This window comes from Streptomyces sp. NPDC048600 (assembly GCF_055587025.1).
This window is the reverse complement of record NZ_JBVJGZ010000007.1, coordinates 19,248-36,128: the sequence shown is the minus strand read 5'-3', so window position 1 is coordinate 36,128 and position 16,881 is coordinate 19,248. Positions and strand designations below refer to the sequence as shown.

At 71.3% G+C, this 16,881-nt stretch carries 11 protein-coding genes; 4 read left to right on the top strand and 7 right to left on the bottom strand.

Annotated features, from left to right (window positions below):
• Positions 1 to 66: 66 nt before the first annotated feature.
• Together ACZ6SQ_RS11780 and ACZ6SQ_RS11775 are read right to left on the bottom strand one after the other, a co-directional pair.
• Positions 67 to 666: a GNAT family N-acetyltransferase gene (locus tag ACZ6SQ_RS11780; protein WP_469559687.1), complete on the bottom strand. Its 600-nt coding sequence runs from the start codon at positions 664 to 666 to the stop codon at positions 67 to 69.
• Between the two features lie 507 nt (positions 667 to 1,173).
• Positions 1,174 to 1,860 carry an alpha/beta fold hydrolase gene (locus tag ACZ6SQ_RS11775; RefSeq protein ID WP_469559685.1) on the bottom strand — a complete coding sequence of 229 codons (687 nt, stop codon included), beginning with the start codon at positions 1,858 to 1,860 and terminating at the stop codon, positions 1,174 to 1,176.
• 151 nt (positions 1,861 to 2,011) lie between these two features.
• On the opposite strand from ACZ6SQ_RS11775, the gene ACZ6SQ_RS11770 reads away from it, so the two are divergent.
• On the top strand, positions 2,012 to 2,995 hold the full coding sequence (locus tag ACZ6SQ_RS11770) for a helix-turn-helix transcriptional regulator (RefSeq protein WP_469559682.1): 984 nt from the start codon (positions 2,012 to 2,014) through the stop codon (positions 2,993 to 2,995).
• Between the two features lie 350 nt (positions 2,996 to 3,345).
• Here the strand turns inward: ACZ6SQ_RS11770 and ACZ6SQ_RS11765 are convergent, their stop codons facing one another.
• Positions 3,346 to 8,562 carry a S1 family peptidase gene (locus ACZ6SQ_RS11765; RefSeq protein WP_469559679.1) on the bottom strand — a complete coding sequence of 1,739 codons (5,217 nt, stop codon included), beginning with the start codon at positions 8,560 to 8,562 and terminating at the stop codon, positions 3,346 to 3,348.
• A gap of 31 nt (positions 8,563 to 8,593) precedes the next feature.
• On the bottom strand, positions 8,594 to 8,929 hold the full coding sequence (locus ACZ6SQ_RS11760) for a trypco2 family protein (RefSeq protein ID WP_469559675.1): 336 nt from the start codon (positions 8,927 to 8,929) through the stop codon (positions 8,594 to 8,596).
• A gap of 1,015 nt (positions 8,930 to 9,944) precedes the next feature.
• On the opposite strand from ACZ6SQ_RS11760, the gene ACZ6SQ_RS11755 reads away from it, so the two are divergent.
• Positions 9,945 to 13,190, top strand: a complete 3,246-nt coding sequence (locus ACZ6SQ_RS11755; RefSeq protein ID WP_469559672.1) for an FG-GAP-like repeat-containing protein — start codon at positions 9,945 to 9,947, stop codon at positions 13,188 to 13,190.
• Positions 13,191 to 13,398: 208 nt separating this feature from the next.
• Here ACZ6SQ_RS11755 and ACZ6SQ_RS11750 read toward each other — a convergent pair whose 3' ends face one another.
• On the bottom strand, positions 13,399 to 13,752 hold the full coding sequence (locus ACZ6SQ_RS11750) for a VOC family protein (RefSeq protein ID WP_469559669.1): 354 nt from the start codon (positions 13,750 to 13,752) through the stop codon (positions 13,399 to 13,401).
• Between the two features lie 597 nt (positions 13,753 to 14,349).
• Here ACZ6SQ_RS11750 and ACZ6SQ_RS11745 point away from each other — a divergent pair.
• The gene (locus ACZ6SQ_RS11745) at positions 14,350 to 14,889 is read left to right on the top strand and encodes a DUF6197 family protein (RefSeq protein ID WP_469559667.1); all 540 of its coding nucleotides are present in this window, start codon (positions 14,350 to 14,352) and stop codon (positions 14,887 to 14,889) included.
• Between the two features lie 128 nt (positions 14,890 to 15,017).
• Entirely contained in the window at positions 15,018 to 15,443 is a 426-nt protein-coding gene (locus ACZ6SQ_RS11740) for a VOC family protein (protein WP_469559664.1), read from the top strand.
• Between the two features lie 451 nt (positions 15,444 to 15,894).
• On the opposite strand, the gene ACZ6SQ_RS11735 is transcribed toward ACZ6SQ_RS11740, so the two are convergent.
• Positions 15,895 to 16,239 carry a hypothetical protein gene (locus ACZ6SQ_RS11735; protein ID WP_469559661.1) on the bottom strand — a complete coding sequence of 115 codons (345 nt, stop codon included), beginning with the start codon at positions 16,237 to 16,239 and terminating at the stop codon, positions 15,895 to 15,897.
• A 238-nt stretch (positions 16,240 to 16,477) separates the two neighbouring features.
• Positions 16,478 to 16,699 (bottom strand): helix-turn-helix transcriptional regulator, encoded by a 222-nt coding sequence (locus ACZ6SQ_RS11730; protein ID WP_469560243.1) that lies wholly within the window; start codon positions 16,697 to 16,699, stop codon positions 16,478 to 16,480.
• Positions 16,700 to 16,881: the final 182 nt, after the last annotated feature.

The window sequence follows — 16,881 nt, the reverse complement described above, 5'->3', positions numbered from 1 at the left end:
GCAGAAGTGAGCCGTACGCGCGGACACGGCGGCTCGTCCCACGCCTCCCGTCGGCGTTCTGAACGCTCAGGAAGCGGACTTATGACGTCCGAGGTGGGCCATGAGCAAGTTCTTCGTGTCGGGCCAGTCAGGGCCGGTGATGCTGTAGAGCGCGGAGTCACGGATCCAGCCGTCGCGCATGACCATGTGCTGGCGCAGGACCCCCTCATGGGTGGCTCCGAGGCGGGTGATGGCGGCCCGCGAGGCGCTGTTTCGGACGTCCGTGAGGAACTCGACGCGATTCATCCCAAGTCTCTCGAACGCGTGGGTGAGCATCAGCAGCTTGGCTTCGGTGTTGACGGCCGTACGCTGCCAGGACCGACCGAGGAAGGTGAAGCCGATCTCCAGCCTGCGATTCGGCAGGTTGACCGCCATGAACCGGGTTGATCCGGCGATGCGCCCCGTGGCCAGGTCGACGGTCGCGAACGCGAGTTGGCTGCCGACGGCATGAGCGGCGAGTGCGTCGTCGATGAACGCCCCCACGTCGCGGGGATGGGGGACGAGCGTTACGTTCAGCGTCCACAACTCACCGTCTCGGACGGCTTCGCACAGGCCACGGTGGTGCCCTGGTGTGAGCGGTTCCAGCCGTACGTGTGTGCCCGCCAGCTCCACGGCTTCCAGATCCATACCCGACCCCCGGTGATCAGTCCGTGCTGCGGACGCTAGCGGTGCGGGCCGACTGCGCGCCGCGTCGACCAGAATGCGGGCACAGTGCGCGGGAAGCATGCCTCGGGCGGCTCACGGTTCGGCTGGTGGCGGCCCAGGCCAGCCCGTTCGGAAGGGAGCCCGGCCGCTCGACCAGCCTCTTTTGCGTGTCACGCAGCGGCGCAGCCACTTGCCGTAGTCCCGTCGGTGCTTGATGTGGGACAGCTCCTCGGGACTGCCGTACGGGCACCAGCCCAGGGCGGCGCCCCCTTCGTCGAGAACGGGTGCGGCGCTGGCCTGGTCCGTGTGGACGCGCCGCTCCTTGACGGTGCGGTGGCCGATCCCCCGGCCGACCGCACTCGGGGTGGTGGCCGATCCACCAACAGCCGCCGAGGATGCCGTTGTTGCGTTCGACGAGCTCGGCGAACGCGTCCCAGGGCGCGGAGTTCAGCAGACGGGCGGTGTAACCCACGTCATGGCGCCGTGCGGTCAGTGCCCGGTTGCCACTGCTCCGAGAAGGTGGGCGAGTTCGGCCGGCTTGGTGAACATCGGCCAGTGGCCGGAGTCGATGTCGACGAACTCGACCTGCTTGGCCCTGGCGAGCTCCGGCGCGTCGCCGGCGGCGATCCATTCGCGGGCCTGCTCCGGGGTGAACTCCGGGCACACCACCACGACCGGAACGTCGTAGCGGCGCTCGTCCGACAGCCGGACCACGCCCCTGGCCACCTGCTCGGGGACGGGGACGGCATCGGCTTCGATGCGCCGGCGCAGTTCCTCGTCGAGGTCGGCGCTGTCCGCGCCCTCGAACGGGCCCCAGCCGGGGAAGTGCATGGCGCCGTCGCGCATCTCGAAGAAGTCGGCGTACGTCCGGCCGTCCGCTTTGGGGAAGCCGCCGATCAGCGCCAGCCCGGCCACCCGGTCCGGGCGCGCGTCGGCGGCCATCCAGCCGAGGGTGCAGGCGGCCGAGTGCGCCACGAGCAGGGGCTTTTCCGCCGTTGCGTCGATGGCGGCGAGGACCGTCGCCAACTGCTCGTCGAGCGTGGCGGAGGAGCGTCCGTCGCCCTGGCCCGGAAGGGTCACCGGTCGCGGGCGGTGACCGAGCTTCTCAAGGGCCGGTGTCACCGCGTCCCATGCGGTGCCGTCCAGCCACAGACCACCGATGAGCAGGATTTCCATAGTGAGGTCAACTTTCCGTCGAGGTTGCAGGCGGAGACAGCAGCCGAGAACGCTCAGTGGACGCGGCGTGCCCGACCGGGCGTTGCCATGCTAGGAGGGGTTCAGGACGATCTGCTTCCTGATTGTCAGGAAGCCGCCTACGCTGTCCGGGGTGGAGACCGGAACGAGCCCCACCGCCCGCGCGCTGCGCACCCTGGAGATCCTGCAGACCCGCCCGGGCACGACGGCCGAGGAGCTCGCGGAGCGGCTGGGGGTCACCGATCGTGCCGCACGTCGCTACGTCGCGATCCTCCGGGAGGCCGGCATCCCCGTGGATTCCGTGCGCGGCCCGCACGGCGGCTACCAGTTGCGGCGCGGGACCAGGCTGCCGCCGGTGAGCTTCACCCAGACCGAAGCGCTGAGTCTGGTCATGGCCGTGCTCGACGGCAGACCCGCCGCCACCGACCCCGGGGACCTCGTCGGCTCCGCCCTCGGCAAGGTCATCCACGCTCTGCCCGAGGGGATCGGGCGTCAGGCGGCCGCGCTGCGCGAGCACGCCGCTGCCGCGCCCGATCCGAGTGCGGCCTACGCCGACCCCGCCGTCACCAGCGCCCTGGTGAACGCGATCGCGTCCAGGCGGCGTGTGGTGATCACCTACCGCAGCGAGGCCGGCAATCAGTGGCAGGCGGAGGTGGACCCGTGGGCGGTCGTCGTGCGCCGGGCGCGCTGGTACCTGCTCTGCCACTCCCATCGCGCGGACGCCGTGCGCACCTACCGGGTCGACCGGGTCCTTGCGGCCGAGGAGAGTGCGGTCGGGTTCCGGATGCCGGAGGACCTCGACCCGGTCACGGTGCTGGAGGAGAACCTCGGCACCGGATGGGCCTATCCCACGCGGGTGCTCTTCGACGCACCGGTGGAGCGGGTCGCCCCGTGGGTCGGGCCACCGATGGGACGGCTCGAACCCGTCGGGGCGGCGGGAGAGCGCTGCGTGCTCGTCGGCACGACCCGCAACCCGGCGATGTACGCATCGGAGTGGCTGGCGGCGGTCCCGTTCGCCTTCCATGTCGAGGGCGGGTCGGAGCTTCGGGGTGCGGTCGCCGACCTGGCGTCCCGCCTCGGCGCGGCCGTGTCCGAACCGGCCCCTGAAGGGGATTGATCGCTCTCCTCAGCTTTGCTGCGGAGCTGCGGCCCGCGCAGCTGGCACTGGTCGAGCCGGACGTGAGGGGTGAGTCGACGTCGCCGCTGCGGCGGGCCCTGAAGTCGACCCGCCCTCTTACGCAGGAGCCGGCCCAGGCCGGGCACCGCGTCGGTCTTCCGGCAACAACAGCACGTCGCCGAAGCCTCTGACGACGAGTCCGGTGTCCACGAAGACGCCCATCGTGCCCGGCCCATATCGGGAGCACCGCCACCCACCAGGCGCCCACCGAGCCCAACTCACAGAAGGAGCAACTCCCGCGTACTGCTGAGCCCTTGTGACGCAGGTCGACGACGCGGACCGCTGGCCAGTCAGCTCGGGGCCCAGCGGAGGTACTCCTGTTCCGCCGCGTCGGCCTCGGCCAGCCGCCCCAGATTCCGGAGCAATACCATGCGGGCGGCCAGGGAGTTGAGGTACGCGGACAAGAAGGTGTCCGGATCGACGCCGGCCAGATTCCGCAGAAGGCCGGTCGCCTCGACGTTGAAGGGCAGCGCCTCGAGATCGCGACCGGCGTCGGCGAGGAAGGCGGCGCGACAGGCCAGCATGTCGACGTAGTGGAGGGTTGCTTCCGTGACCTCGGCGCGCTGGGCGAGCCCCCAGGTCCGGAAGAAGTCGATCCCCTCGGCGGCCACGGTGTCCGCCGCGAGACCGTCGTTCTCCGTGTCATGGCAGACGACCAACTCCCACAGGGCGGCGGTGAACGCGTCCGAGAGGCCGGCCGCACTGTCCTCGTCCACGATGAGCTCTCGGCAACGGTCGGCCGCCTCCGTCATGAGGGTCAGCCCGCCCTGGTCGTTGCCCATCTCCCGATGACAGCGGGCGGCGGAGATCAGCACCCCGGTCAGCAGCGGGGTCTGACCGGGAAGGTCACGGAGGATCCCCGCCGCGGTGAGAAACGCGTGCAGCGCGGCATCGAGCTGACCGAGCTCCGCCCGGCAGTGGCCGAGCCCGAGGTGGACGAGCCCGTACTCGAGCGGAGGAACCTCCTGCGTCTCGGCCGTCACTGCCAGGGCCTCGTCGAACAGGCTCACCGCCTCCGCGAAGCGGCAGAGAACGGCCACGCAGTGACCGTGCACCCGCAGGGCACTCACCAGGCTGGGGGCGGATTGCGCCGCCCGGGCTGCCGTGATGGCCTCCAGGCTGACCCGGTAGGCGTCGTCGACGTCCCCGAGCGCGGTGAGCGCCGTGGCCTGCGCCACGAGGTTCGCGGCAATGCGGGCCTGGACCGTCGGCGAGGGCTCTCTGCCCTGCCACAATCGCGCGGCCAGCCGCGATCGCTGCACCGCAGGCTCCGGCAGGCCCAGTTCCTGTAGGCAGAGCGCCGACATGAAGGCGGCATCGGCCAGAGCGGGCAGGGCGGAAGCGGCCGGCTCGGAAGTCTCGTAGCCCTCGATGACACGGTCGAACGCGGTGAGAGCGGCGTCGTACCGCGCACGGGCCAATTCGCTCTGTCCCTCGATGATGTAGGAGGTCAGAGTCATGGCGATCACGAGGTTCGTCGGCGTCAACCGCTCGAGAGCGGCCCGGGCCGGCGCGATGTGGCGGAGTGCTTCGGCCGGCCGGTCGGCCGCAAGGTACGCGTTGGCCAGGACCGTCTGTGCCTCGGCCTGCATGGCCGCCATGCTCGGCCAGTGGCCGATCGCGTCGTCCTCGCCGAACGAGGCCATCGCCCGGGCCAGTTCGGCCGTCGCGCTCTCCGTGAGAGCGACGACGTCGGCCTTCTGGTCGGCGGCGAGTGAGGCGCGTGCCAGGGCCAGCCCGGCCATGCCACGGACCAGGGGCAGCATCTGGTCGTGGGCGGGCACCGGGGCAATGACGTCCACGGCCTCCCGGGCGCTTTGCATGGCCGCCTCGGGTGTGCCGAGCTGCATTGCGGACAGGTGCGCCAACGCGCTGCCAAGACTCAGCAGTGTCTCGTTGCGCGTTTCAGGATCCGCGTCGTCGTCGATCCGCAGCTCGAATCGCGCAAGCGCGACCGACTGAGAAGCGAAGCCGACGGCGACGTCCATCCGATCGGCGGCGGCAAGCATGCCGGACAGCGCTCCGAGGCCCTCGCCGAGGTCCTCGGCCACCACGAGCATGGCCAGTTGCGGCAACGGCAGCGTGTCGGGATCCAGCTCCGTCAGTTCGGCGTCGCTCATCGAGGTCAGCCATTCGTAGGGCTGTCGGCCGGCCAGCAGTTCCACCAGAACGTGCATCATCCCAAGACCGTCTACGGCTTCCTCGGCCATGCCTTCGTTGCCCGCGAATCGTTCGCGGGCTTCTGTGAAAGCCTCCGCCGCTGCCTCGACTTCGCCGCTCTGCAGCAGATGGAGCCCTTGGACGGCACTGACATCCGCGAGTTTCGCGGCGTTCTCGGGGGTGTCGGGCAGGCTGCGCAGAAGCGCCGCGGCCTCGTCGACCTCGGCGGCGGCCATCTGCCGCTGAGCGGTTGTCAGTCGCAGCGGGTCCATGCCGGCCTGCGTCAGCGCACCGATCTTGACGAGGACCGCTTCCCCGAGATCGGCCTCGTACTGGGCCAAGTACTCAGGACTCAGCCGCTGGAACTCGGCGATCGAGGCGTTCGCGTAGGCGAGGGCGACATCGGCCGCGTCGTCGTCATCGAGTTCTTCGGCGATGGTCGTGAGGAATTTCGCGAACTCGGCCCGCGATCGGTCGTCGGTGACGAACCGCCGGCGAAGCTCGACACTCTCCGCGAGGAGCGTTGCGGTCAGCGCGGGGCCGGACAGGTGGTTCGTGATGCCGTGCAGCGCGTCGGACACTGCGGTCGCGTTCGCAGAGGCCTCTTCGGCGGGTAACGCGCCGATGTGCGGGGCGATGCGCTCGGCGAGGCCGGCGCTCAGTCGTGCGGCCAGCGTGATCAGCGCGAAACTGTGCTCCGCGGTCCACTGGCTGTGCTCCGGTTCGCTCCAGGCGAGCGGACGCAAGGGCCGCGGCTCCCCGAGGTGCCGCTGGGAACCCTGGTCCTGGCGCAGACTCGACGCCAGCTGCGTCAACGGCTCGGCCAGCGGCTGCAGCACATGACCGGCGAAGTCGCGGCCGATCCGTAACTCGATCGCCTCGACACACACCTCCAAGGCGGCTGCCTGATCGTTCAGATCGGCCAGGCAGGAGCCGAGGTTGACCAGTGTCTCGCAGCGCTCGATCAGCCCGCCGGTGTCCGCGCCGGTGCCTTCGCGCGCCAGGGCGGCCGCCTCGGCCAGGGCCTCCCGTGCTGCCGGCCGGTCGCCGCTGTTCGCCTGGCCGGTGCCGGCGTTGTACCACGCGCGCGCCAGGCGGCGCTTGTGGTCCGGGCCGAGCGAACGGGCGACGGACAGCGCCTCGGCCGCCAGGGCCGTGGCCTCGGCGGCGTCGCGGGCGGTGGCAGCCAGATCGGTCAGCGCGTCCACCCGGACCGACGCGGTCCACACGTAGGGCGGCTGGGCCTCGCACCAGGAGATCGCCAGTTTCGCCAGCCGGCTCATCAGCCGACGGTAGCTGTCCTCCTGGCGCGGGACCCGGCTGACGGTCGCGGCCGCGGCCGTCAGCGCGGCTTCCGCCTGCGCGCCGTCCAGGATCCGGTTCAGGGCGATCTCGATCAGGCCGGGCAGCCGGCCGCCGGGCTCCGCCGCGGCCTGGGCCACCAGGCCGCCGAGACATTCGGCGACGAAATGCCGGAGGGCGTCGCGGACGTCCGCACGGTTGCCGGCCGCGAGGGTCAGTGACTCCAGCATGTTCGCGGCGTGCTCGGCGGTGCTCGACTCGTGCCGATGGACCGCCACCAGCAGGCCCGGCAACTCCGGTGTGGTGGCGAGCAGTTGCTCGGCCAGCAGGTCCGGCTCGAGCGGGGCGATCCGGGAGCCGGCTCCGAACAGCTCGGCCAGCCAGTCCCGGACGTTGCGCCGGAACAGTCTGCTTTGGTCCTCCAGGTCCGGGATCGCCGACAACAACCGGGGCACCACGTCGATCTCGGGTCGGGTCAGCGTGGCCACAGCGACGACCTGCCGCGTCAGATCGTCCGAGACCTGATCGATCCTGTGCTCGGTCCGCCGCCGCAGCCAGCGCTCCGTCTCCCGGTCCAGGAACCTTGTCATGACGTCCGCGGCGGTCGGATAGACCTCACCGCGAATCGCCAGCAGCACGGCGACGTGCACCTTCAGCGGATTGCCGTACGCATCGTCGGTGAGGTCGAGCCCGGACAGGTCGGCCCTGGCGCCGCCGAAGGCCTGGCGGGCCGACTCTCGGTGCTGCAGACGGTCGTGGCCGGTCAGCCCGCCGACGCGCAGCCGTACGACGACCTTCGGCCGGGCGATGAAGTCACTGCGCGTGATCCGCTTGGCATTGGCCCACCACGTAAGGCCGGAACGGGCCGCGTCCACCGGCTCGTCGCCGTCGCCGGGCACTCGGTCGAGCAGGAGAAACCGAAGTTTCGGGCCGTACGTACGCGCGCCCAGGGTCTCGATCCAGTCGACGATCCGGTCAGTCAGCCGATCCGGATAGTCGAGTACCAGCAGCGTCGGCCAGACCACATCGACGAACCGACCGGCGTCCAGGAACGCGTGCAGGACCACGTCGTTGGCGAAGCCGGCCGACCAGCCCTGCTCGGTGAGCTCCCGGCACAGCTGGATCCCGAGCCGGGTCTTGCCCGCGCCACCGGCCCCTGCGACCAGCCCGAGACTGACGTGCTCGTCGGCAGCGCACCAGGCGCGAAGATCCCGGCGCTCGTCGTCCCGGCCGAGGAAGCCGACCGCCTGATGCCGTGCCTGGAGCAGCTCGTAGTCGGAAAGGCCGGCAAGTCGCGGGACCGCCGGAACGGTCTGCAGAATGGGCTGGTCACCTCGGGCGTCGAGCGGAACGGCCTCGGTCGCCGTGACCGCCTCCAGCCGACTCGCGTCAGCCCCGACCTGTGCGACGAACTCGGGGTCGGTGAACAGCCTTTCCACCGGCGCCGCCTGCAGACGCTCCCCGCCGTACCGCACCCGATGGGCGATGACGACGCCCAGGATCCGCTTCCGTGCGTCCATCAGGGCCGCTCCGGACATCCCGCTCCAGGGCGAGCTGCCGTCGCCGGGCAGCAGCGGGACGGCCGACCGGACATCGATCTCGTAGCGCATCGTCCTGGCGTCCAGCGCCTCGACCGCACCACGCATCGTCGCCGGTTCCCGGATCTCCCGGCCGCCGCGCGTACCCGCCTGCGCGGCGGGGAAGCCCCGGGCCCGGACCGGGACCGGACCGTCGTCCTCGGCGACGTAGCCCCAGCGGACGGCCCCAGCGTCGGGAGAACCGGTCCAGGGCGCCCCCTCGACCGACAGCAAAGCGGCATCGCCGACGTTGCGGCTGACCCACGTGACCGTCGCGCGGCGGGCCTGCTCCTCCCCCGCGACCCGGACCTGGACCGGCTGTCCCGGTTCCGGCACGCCCCCGTCCACGGCCAGCAGATGGCGGGCGGTCAGCACGATCCGATCGTTGATCGCGTACCCGGAACCGTAGGCCGCCCCGAAGACCTCGACCACGCGATGCTGTCCGGTCCGCTGCTGCTGCTGATCCATCTGCCGCCTCCCCCGGAGCAGAGCGGACTGATCAGTCCTCCGGCTTGGCCGCGGGCGGCAACGCCGACAGCTCGCGGTCACCGATCAGCAGCTTGCCGCCATCGGAGGCGTCCGCGTGCCGCGGGGACAGCTTCAACGTGAGTTTGTGCATGGATTCACGGCTGTGTTCGGCGGAGGTACCGGCCGTCAGCACGCTCCAGAGTCCCACCTTGGCCTCCGCCGAACCCCGGGAGGTCATGGCGACCTGCAACTCCAGGTCGACCGTGTCCAGTTCGAAGCGCAAAGGCTCCCCGGCACCGGCCAGCATCGCCTGCTGCAGCTCCGACCGCAGCGCAGCGATTGCCTGGGCCAACGGGATTTCAGTCACGGCGACGCCTCCCCGGATTGCGTGCAGCCCCGCGATGGTAGTGCCTTTTCGAACCAGGCACCCGTCAAAAGCTCGAAAGACCTCACCGCCCAGGAGCGCCGACCACCATCGGGGCGGGACGCCACCGCCCTCATCCGTGACTGGTGACGCGAGTACACCGGACCCGTCCCTGGCAGGGCCTGTGTCAGCCGAACTCGACGAGCGGCACGGCGTACAGCGTCTGGTTCGCCGGCACGTCGCCAGGGTCGGAGCGACTCCATCCGGTCCGCATGTACGGCGTGGACGGCATCGGCTGTGCGGGTTCGTCTGGAGGGTGACGGGCCGGCCACCGCACCCTCGTGCTGGGCCAGGACGGAGCGGGCACCCTGAGGGCCGCCGTTCCCGCGCAGCCCGGGGGCGGCGGCTGGGTCGAGGGCGTACGCCTGGACATCCCGCAACCACTGGAGGTCTGGATGCCGACCCGCGCGGCGACCGCGTCGGCATCCTGTCCGCCGACCCCCACGGGGCGGGCACCGTCCTCAGCGTGCACGCGCTCGACTCGTTGCTCACGCCGGTCCGGCTCTCGGTGCGCAGATACCAGCGCCGCCCCCGGGATCCCGCGCCGTTGCGCCCGAAGCGTCGGATCACCGTCGCCTCCGGCGCGGCCAGCGGTCTGCGGGCCCTGCCGAACGGCCCGGCTCCCGCGGCGTGGGCGGTGCTCGACGGACCACTGATCCGCGTCCTGGACCACGACGGCACCGAACTGCGGCAGATCGACCTCGGAGCGCTCTGCCACGACGTGTCCACCGCACCCGACGGCGCGCTGCTCGCGAACGGCGTTCCACCTGATCACCCGGCATGCACATGCTGTTACGCTCCCCTTCACCCGCATGGGGGGCGGCCAAGGGGGGCCACGCAGGTCACAGCGCTGCCGTACTCCGCCATGCCATCTCTCGCTCTCGCGCAGGGCGCAACAGGAGGAACGGTGGCCAGAATCGGCCGGCACCGGTACAGACCGGTTCATCATGCACGCACCGTGGGTGTCCTGGTGGGCGCGCTGAGCCTGGGTCTGTCACTCGCCGTGCTGCCGTTCTCCGCGACGGGAGCGCCGGAAGCCGGCGAGAGCGCGGCCGTCGCCGAGGAACTTGTGCTGCCCGCCGCGCCGCGTTCCGTACCCCGGTTCACGCGCATCCTCAACGCGGGGACCAGCGGATTCCTGTGGGCGCAGGAGGGCGACGCCCGGTTCCTCTGGTCCGACTACGCCACCGGCGCCACCACGCCGCTGGAGCAGAGCCTCGACGTTCCGATCAGGTACAGCGTCGACAACGGCACCGTCTTCACCGAGCTGTCCTTCGAGAAGGGGTACTACGGAAAGGGCTCCGACACCGTCGCCTTCTACTCGGAGGAGGACGAACAGGTCACCCTCCTTCAGGGGGCCGGCGCCTCCGGAGCCTCCGGCGTGGTGCCGGTGCCCCTGGGGCACACGTACTCCGGGACGTTCGGCGACACCGTCGTCACCCGCGCCGACGCCGTGCAGGGCGCGGCCGCCCTGCATCTGTGGCGGGCCGGGGACACGGGAGACATCACCAGGACGGCGGTGACCGGGGCACCGGAGGGAGCGAGCGGCTTCGGGGTCAGCGACGGTGACGCGCGGTCGTTGCTCGTCCAGTACCGCCTGGCCGGGGATGCCGAGGGCTGGCGCCGCTGGGGTCTCGTGGACCTCGCCACCGGGGCGTTCAGCGCCATGCCGGGCCTGATCCCGCCGCCGAACGGCTCCAGCGGCACCGCCTTCCAGCTCGGCGCGGAATCGGTCCTGCGCCTGCGATGGGGCAGCGGCGAAGCCGACCTGTACGACCGCGACGACCCGTCCGCCGCGCCGCTCACCTTCGACACGACCTCCCTGAACGCCAGGGCCGCGTACGGGATCGTCGGCGACAAGCTCCTCGGCGTCGACCCGATGTCGGCGGACGACATGAATCTGGACGACGTCGCCTACCGGGGCAGGCCCCTGTGGGCACTCGCGGCCGAGGGCACCGGGACGGCTCCCGCCAAGGTCATGGACCCGGCCGCCCAGCAGCTCGTCCAGGCCCCCGACGGCTCCGTCCTGGTCTCCGGAGCCGCCCGTCACCTCGACCGGGGCGACCTCGACTGGGCGGTGTACCGGGTGGGCCGGGCCGCCGACGGCTCGGTCACCCGCAGCCGTCTGACGACCGTCGAACCGATGCCCGCCCAGATCCACGGCCTCTCCCTCGGCAGCGGCATCCTCACCACGGCCGACAACAGCACCCTGTACGACCCGAAGCGCGACGTCGTCGGCGGCTATCGCAGCACCTGGCTCACCGTGAACGCGGACGGCACCACGAGCGTGGCGAGAACCAGCGCGGACGGGCTGATCAGCCCATGGGACGACGGCTCCTGCTCCACCACCGCACCCCGCTGCATCCCCATGTTCGCCGACGGCACCGGACGCCACGGCCGCCGGGGCGCGACCGAAGCGGATCTGACCGCGCTGCGCGCCAACGGCGCCACCGGCTGGGGCCCGAGCCTCGACACGGACGACGGCAACCCCGTGCTCACGGACCTCAGCGGCCGGTACGCGGTCGTCGACGGCCGCTCCTCGGGCACGCAGTACATCGGGGAGTTCGCCGACTCCGGCGCGGGCAAGGTCGTGCTGAAGCGGGCCCGGGTCGCCGCCGCCGTCTGGGGCAACACCCTGTGGAGCGGCGCCGCGTCCGGCGGCAAGGTCACCGCCACCCGGCTGCCCGCCGGCACCGTCGTGGAGTCCTTCACGACGCGCGACGGCTGCACGCCGTCCGAGCTTCAGGCGGTGGGCCGCTGGGTGTACTGGCTGTGCCAGGACTCCTCCGGCAGCATCCTCGGCTCCGGCGTCTACGACCGTACGACCCGGCGCACCGCCACGGCACCCGTCGGCCGTGTCCTGCTCGGTGACGGCTACCTCGTCCAGCACATCGGCGGCATCCAGTCGGTCAGCGGTCTCACGCTCGTCGACCTGCACGGCGGCCTGCCGGTGAGCGGTGACCACACCGAACTGCCGAGCCGCAAGCTGGCCGGCTGGACCGACCTGGGAAGCGAGAACACCGGGGCGCGCACGAGCTGGACCGTGGACCGCTTCGGCGGTGCGGTCGCCTACGCCGACCGGGACCAGCGCGTCCATATCGTGCCGACGGGGGTTCCGGCATCGGCACTGACGGCCGTCGACTCGGCCGTAGTGCCCAACTCGACCGGCTGGTCCGGTCGTTGGTGGCTCTCCAAACCCGCCGGGTCCTGGCAGATCGCTCTCCGCCACAAGGCGTCGGGCGCCACGGTCCGCACCCTCACCGGCTCCACCGCCCGCGGCCTGCTGACGGCCTCCTGGGACGGCAAGGACGCCACGGGCCGGCTCGTCACCAACGGCCTGTACACCTGGACCCTGACCGCCAAGCCCGCCGACGAGCAGGGCGTGCCCCTGACCCTGTCCGGCACGACCACGGTGACGGCGGGCGCCGCGGCTCCGCGCGACCACGCCGGCAACGACGGGGTCGGCGACCTCCTCGCCCTCACCTCCTCGGGCACCCTCACCGTCCAGCGCGGCACGGGCACCGGCACGCTCGGCGCCAAGGTCTCCGGCAGCGGCTGGGCGACGAGTTCGCTCTTCGTGCCGTACGGCGACCTCGACGGCGACCGCTGCAACGACGTGCTGGTCCGGCTGAGCAGCGGCGCCCTGCGCGCCCACCGGCCGGGCTGCGGCAAGGCGGTGACGCCCTCCACGCCGTACACCTCGCTCGGCACCGGCTGGAACCAGTACGACGTGCTCACCTCGCCGGGGGACGTCAACGGCGACCGGCGACCGGACCTGATCGCCCGGCAGGCCTCGACAGGTGACGTCTATCTCTACAAGGGCACCAGCACCGGCAAGCTCGCGGCACGCCTGAAGATCGGCTCCCGCTGGACCGGCTACAAGAAGCTCGTCGGCGTCGGCGACCTCAACGGCGACGGCCGCGGCGACCTCCTCGCCCAGGACCGGTCCAACGAGCTGTGGCGCCTCGACGCCGCCGCCACGAGCACCGGCGGGTTCAAGGCCAGGGTGACGGTCTTCACCGACTGGGGCGCCTCCTACAACGCGGTCGTCGGCGCGGGCGACTTCACCGGCGACGGCCGTACGGACCTGGTGGTCCGGGACACCTCCGGCAGCCTGTGGCGCCTCAACGGCAACGGCAAGGGCTCCTTCGGCACCCGCGTCAGGATCGCGACGGGCTGGCAGGTGTACCGGGCGGTCGTTTAGGGCGCGCCCCCGGCCGGGTGGTCCACCGCGCGACGGACCACCCGGCGGCACGCCCGCGGGACACCGCGGAGAGGCATCACGTACCTGCCGGGCCGGTGAGTCGATTCCAGGTGGGCCGATGCTGGTGCGTCGATGCTGGTGGCGACGCGGCCACCGCGGGCGAGACAGCGGTCTTCCTGCGCTTTCCTGCCCTGAACGGGGGCCTCTGTCAGGCGGGCTGCCACAGTTCGACGCGGTTGCCCTCGGGGTCGGTGACCCAGCCGAATCGGCCGACGCCCTCCATATCCTGCGTCCCCGCGGCCACGTCCGCTCCCTTGTCACGCAACTGCGCGAGCATCGCGTCCAGATCGCGGACCCGGAAGTTGAGCATCGTCCGCTGGTCGCGGGAGCCGAAGTAGTCCGTGTCGGACTCGAACGCCGCGAACACGGTCGGCCCGGCTTCCTGGCGCCACAGGCCGTTCTCGTCGGCGTCCAGCCCCAGGCAGTCGCGGTACCACGCGCTCAGCGCCACCGGGTCGGCCGCGCGCAGGAAGTACCCACCGATTCCCAGCACTCGCTCCATGCCGCCATCCTGCCAGGACGGCGGCCGGCAGAACCTGAACCCTGCCGCGCGCCTGACCCACGGGGCGCGAGGCGTCGGCTCCTTCGGCCGTCAAGGGTGGACGCCCCGAGCGGGAGCGGGCCGTGCCCGACGCGCCGGGACCCGCAGCGCTCCAATAGCCGGGCGCAGCGGCCCGCGGTGCGCTCACGTCCACCGGTGCACATCATGTGCGGGTCCAGCGCGGGCACCCGTCGGCGCCCTGCGTCGTGGCGCTCCCCCGATCCGGACTCGGACGCCGAAGGCCCCGGCGCCGCCTGTTCGACCACCCGGAGGAATCCCGCGCGGATCAACCCCGCGACACCCCGCACGTCCAACGCGAGCGGCCGGCTCCACGCGATACTCAACGGCCTCGAAGCGGAGCAGCAGGCAGAGCGCTTCGGCATCGACACGGCGCCGAACGCCGTCCTCCTCTGCACCGCCGAGTGGCCGTCAGTACTCCCGCCGTCCGCAAAGCAATCAACACCATCTTCGTCTCGGCCTACCCCCGCCGACAGACGCCCCGACGCTCGGCGTCGAAGGCTGCCCGCCCCACCTCTTCGCCGCCGCAGGGAGCCCCTCATGTGCCCCTCTCCCGCAACGACAGCCACCGCCCCGGCCACCGCAGGGAACCCACCGTGGGCGGACCTGACCCTCGACGCCCGCCTCGCTCTCATCGACGCGGCGATGACCGTACGGCTCGACGCAGCGAAGGTCGCCTACGAGGTCAACACCGCCCACATCGAGACCGAACCCACCAACCTGGCAGACGTCATCACCGGCCCCCTCGACACCGGACCCGCCCCCGTCCCGCAGCTGTACCCGACACCGGTAGCGGCCCTGCTGCAGCGCGCCCACCACCGGCTGCTCACCGACGGCTGGTGCTCCGGCACACTCGTCGACGAGAACGGCGCCGTCTGCATGCTCGGAGCCATCCGCGCCGAGGCAGGCGGCGACCGCGGACTGGAGGCCGACGCGGCCGCCGTGCTCCTGGACGCGATCCGCAGACGCTTCTCCAACGTCGACACGGTGCCGTCGTTCAACGACGCGCACGGATCGGGCCGCGTCCCGATCCGCATGGTCGACCAGGCCGCCCGCCTCGCCGACGCCTATGGCATGTGACGTCTCCAGAAGCCTCAGCCGAACATGAGGCGCGCTCGCAGCCATCGTGCCTGGGACCCGACAGGAGAAGAGCGCTCCGCATCCGCCGGAGACCGCACATGCGTTTGATCTTGTGGCAAGATCACGGGATGCTACGACTCACCGACTTCATCATCGACTGCCCGGACACGATGAAGCTGGCGGCCTTCTACTCCGAAGTGCTGGGCCTCCCGGTCAAGGAGGGCAGCAACGAGAACTGGGCCGGTATCCAGTTCGGCGAGATCGAACTGGCCTTCATCCAGGTGGAGGACTACCGCGCCCCGCGGTGGCCCGACAGCGAGCATCCCAAGCAGTTCCACCTCGACTTCGAAGTCGACGACATCGAGGCCGAACAGCGCCGCGTCCTGGCCCTCGGCGCGACCCTGCAGCGGGACTGCGTGGGCCCCGACGGCTACGGCTTCCGCGTCTACACCGACCCCATCGGCCACCCCTTCTGCCTCTGCCGCAACAAGGGTGTCACCTGGACCGACCAGGGCCTCATCTGGCCCAAGCGCGGCCAGGCCCTGTCTCTTTGACTTCACCTTGATCGGGCCACGTGCGAGGGCGGTGGTCGTGCCGCGGTTTGGTCACCGCCTCCGATCCTTGATCCGGCACGCGGCCCTCCATGCCTGGGCCAACTCGGCTTCGGCGTCTTCCGGCTGGACGGGGCGGCAGCTGTCCGGCGCCACATGTCCCTCCGGCCACCCGAAACTCCCCGGCCGGTCCGTCCTCGAGATCCTCCTCGACTTGGTCAGGCCTGCCGAATCGCGGGCGGCGTAGCGGACGCCGCGGTCAGTGCCGCGTCGGTCGGGTGTGCGGTGGGCACAGCTCGTTCACGAGCCCGGCGTGCTGTCGGCACGGCCACGGAGGGGTGTCAGTCGTCCGCTCGTCGCCAGGCTGTCCACCGACAGCCCCCGACCCGCGCGCTTCTCGCGGGGCAGGGGCCTTTTGGTGCGACCGGGGCGGCTCTGACTGGGGGCATCCCAGTTATTGGGTGCCGGTTTCGGCCGTGCTGAGCGCCTGGGCCAGCAGCAGGGCGCCTGTGGCCACGGCCCCCACCGCTCCCGCGGCCAGGAGACTGCGAGAGGAGCGCCAGGAGAGCACCGACCACCGGGACTGCGCGGAAAGCAGGGATCCTGTGCTCAGCCAGGACCCGACGGAGATCAGCGACTGGGAGGAACCGATCGAGCCGACCGACAGGACGGAGCCGACGGACCCCACGGACAGCACCGATCCCACGGAGCCGATCGACAGCACGGAGTCCTGCGACCACAGCGACAGTACTGATCCCGTGGAGTCACGACGGACCGACCGTGCGGAAAGTTTTGTCATGAGGCCATCCTGCCCGCTGGTCGCGCGGTGTCGCGAGATGACGAAAGGCCCCTGGCCAATAATTGCCCGGCCTGGCCCTGTTCGTCATCGACGGTCAGCCGGACGGTGCCGTCCAGGCGCTCGCCGAGCGGATCGGGTTGACGGCCGAAGGAGTTGCGGCCGTTCCGGCGAGCGGACTCGACCGGGCTGATCGGCCACCGGCCCGGTGCCGTCTGAGACGCCTGTCCACGTCGGCTCGTCAGTCGTGAGCACCGCCTCTCGGGTCGTTGGCACGACGAGCCAACCAGGCCCGGAGCGTCTCGGCCAGCCAGTACGGCTTGCCGTTCTCCACCAGATCGGGAGGGGGCAACAGGCCGTGCCTACGGTAGGAACGTACGGTGTCGGTCCGCACGCCCAGGAATGCCGCGATCTCCCTGTACGACCACAGCCGCCCGCCCGTCGGCGGAGGCTGGGCGGGGATGTCTACGCAGTCGGCGCCGGTCTGCGCTTCAAGGACGTGGCGGAGCCCGGCCTCGCAGTCCAGCAGGGTGGTGAGGTCTTCGACGGCTGCGTCGTGACGGGCGCGCACAAGGATGTCCCCCAGGCCGGCGTCGGTGTCGAGGACGGCGCCGAGCCCTTCGACAGAATCGCGCTGATGCCGCA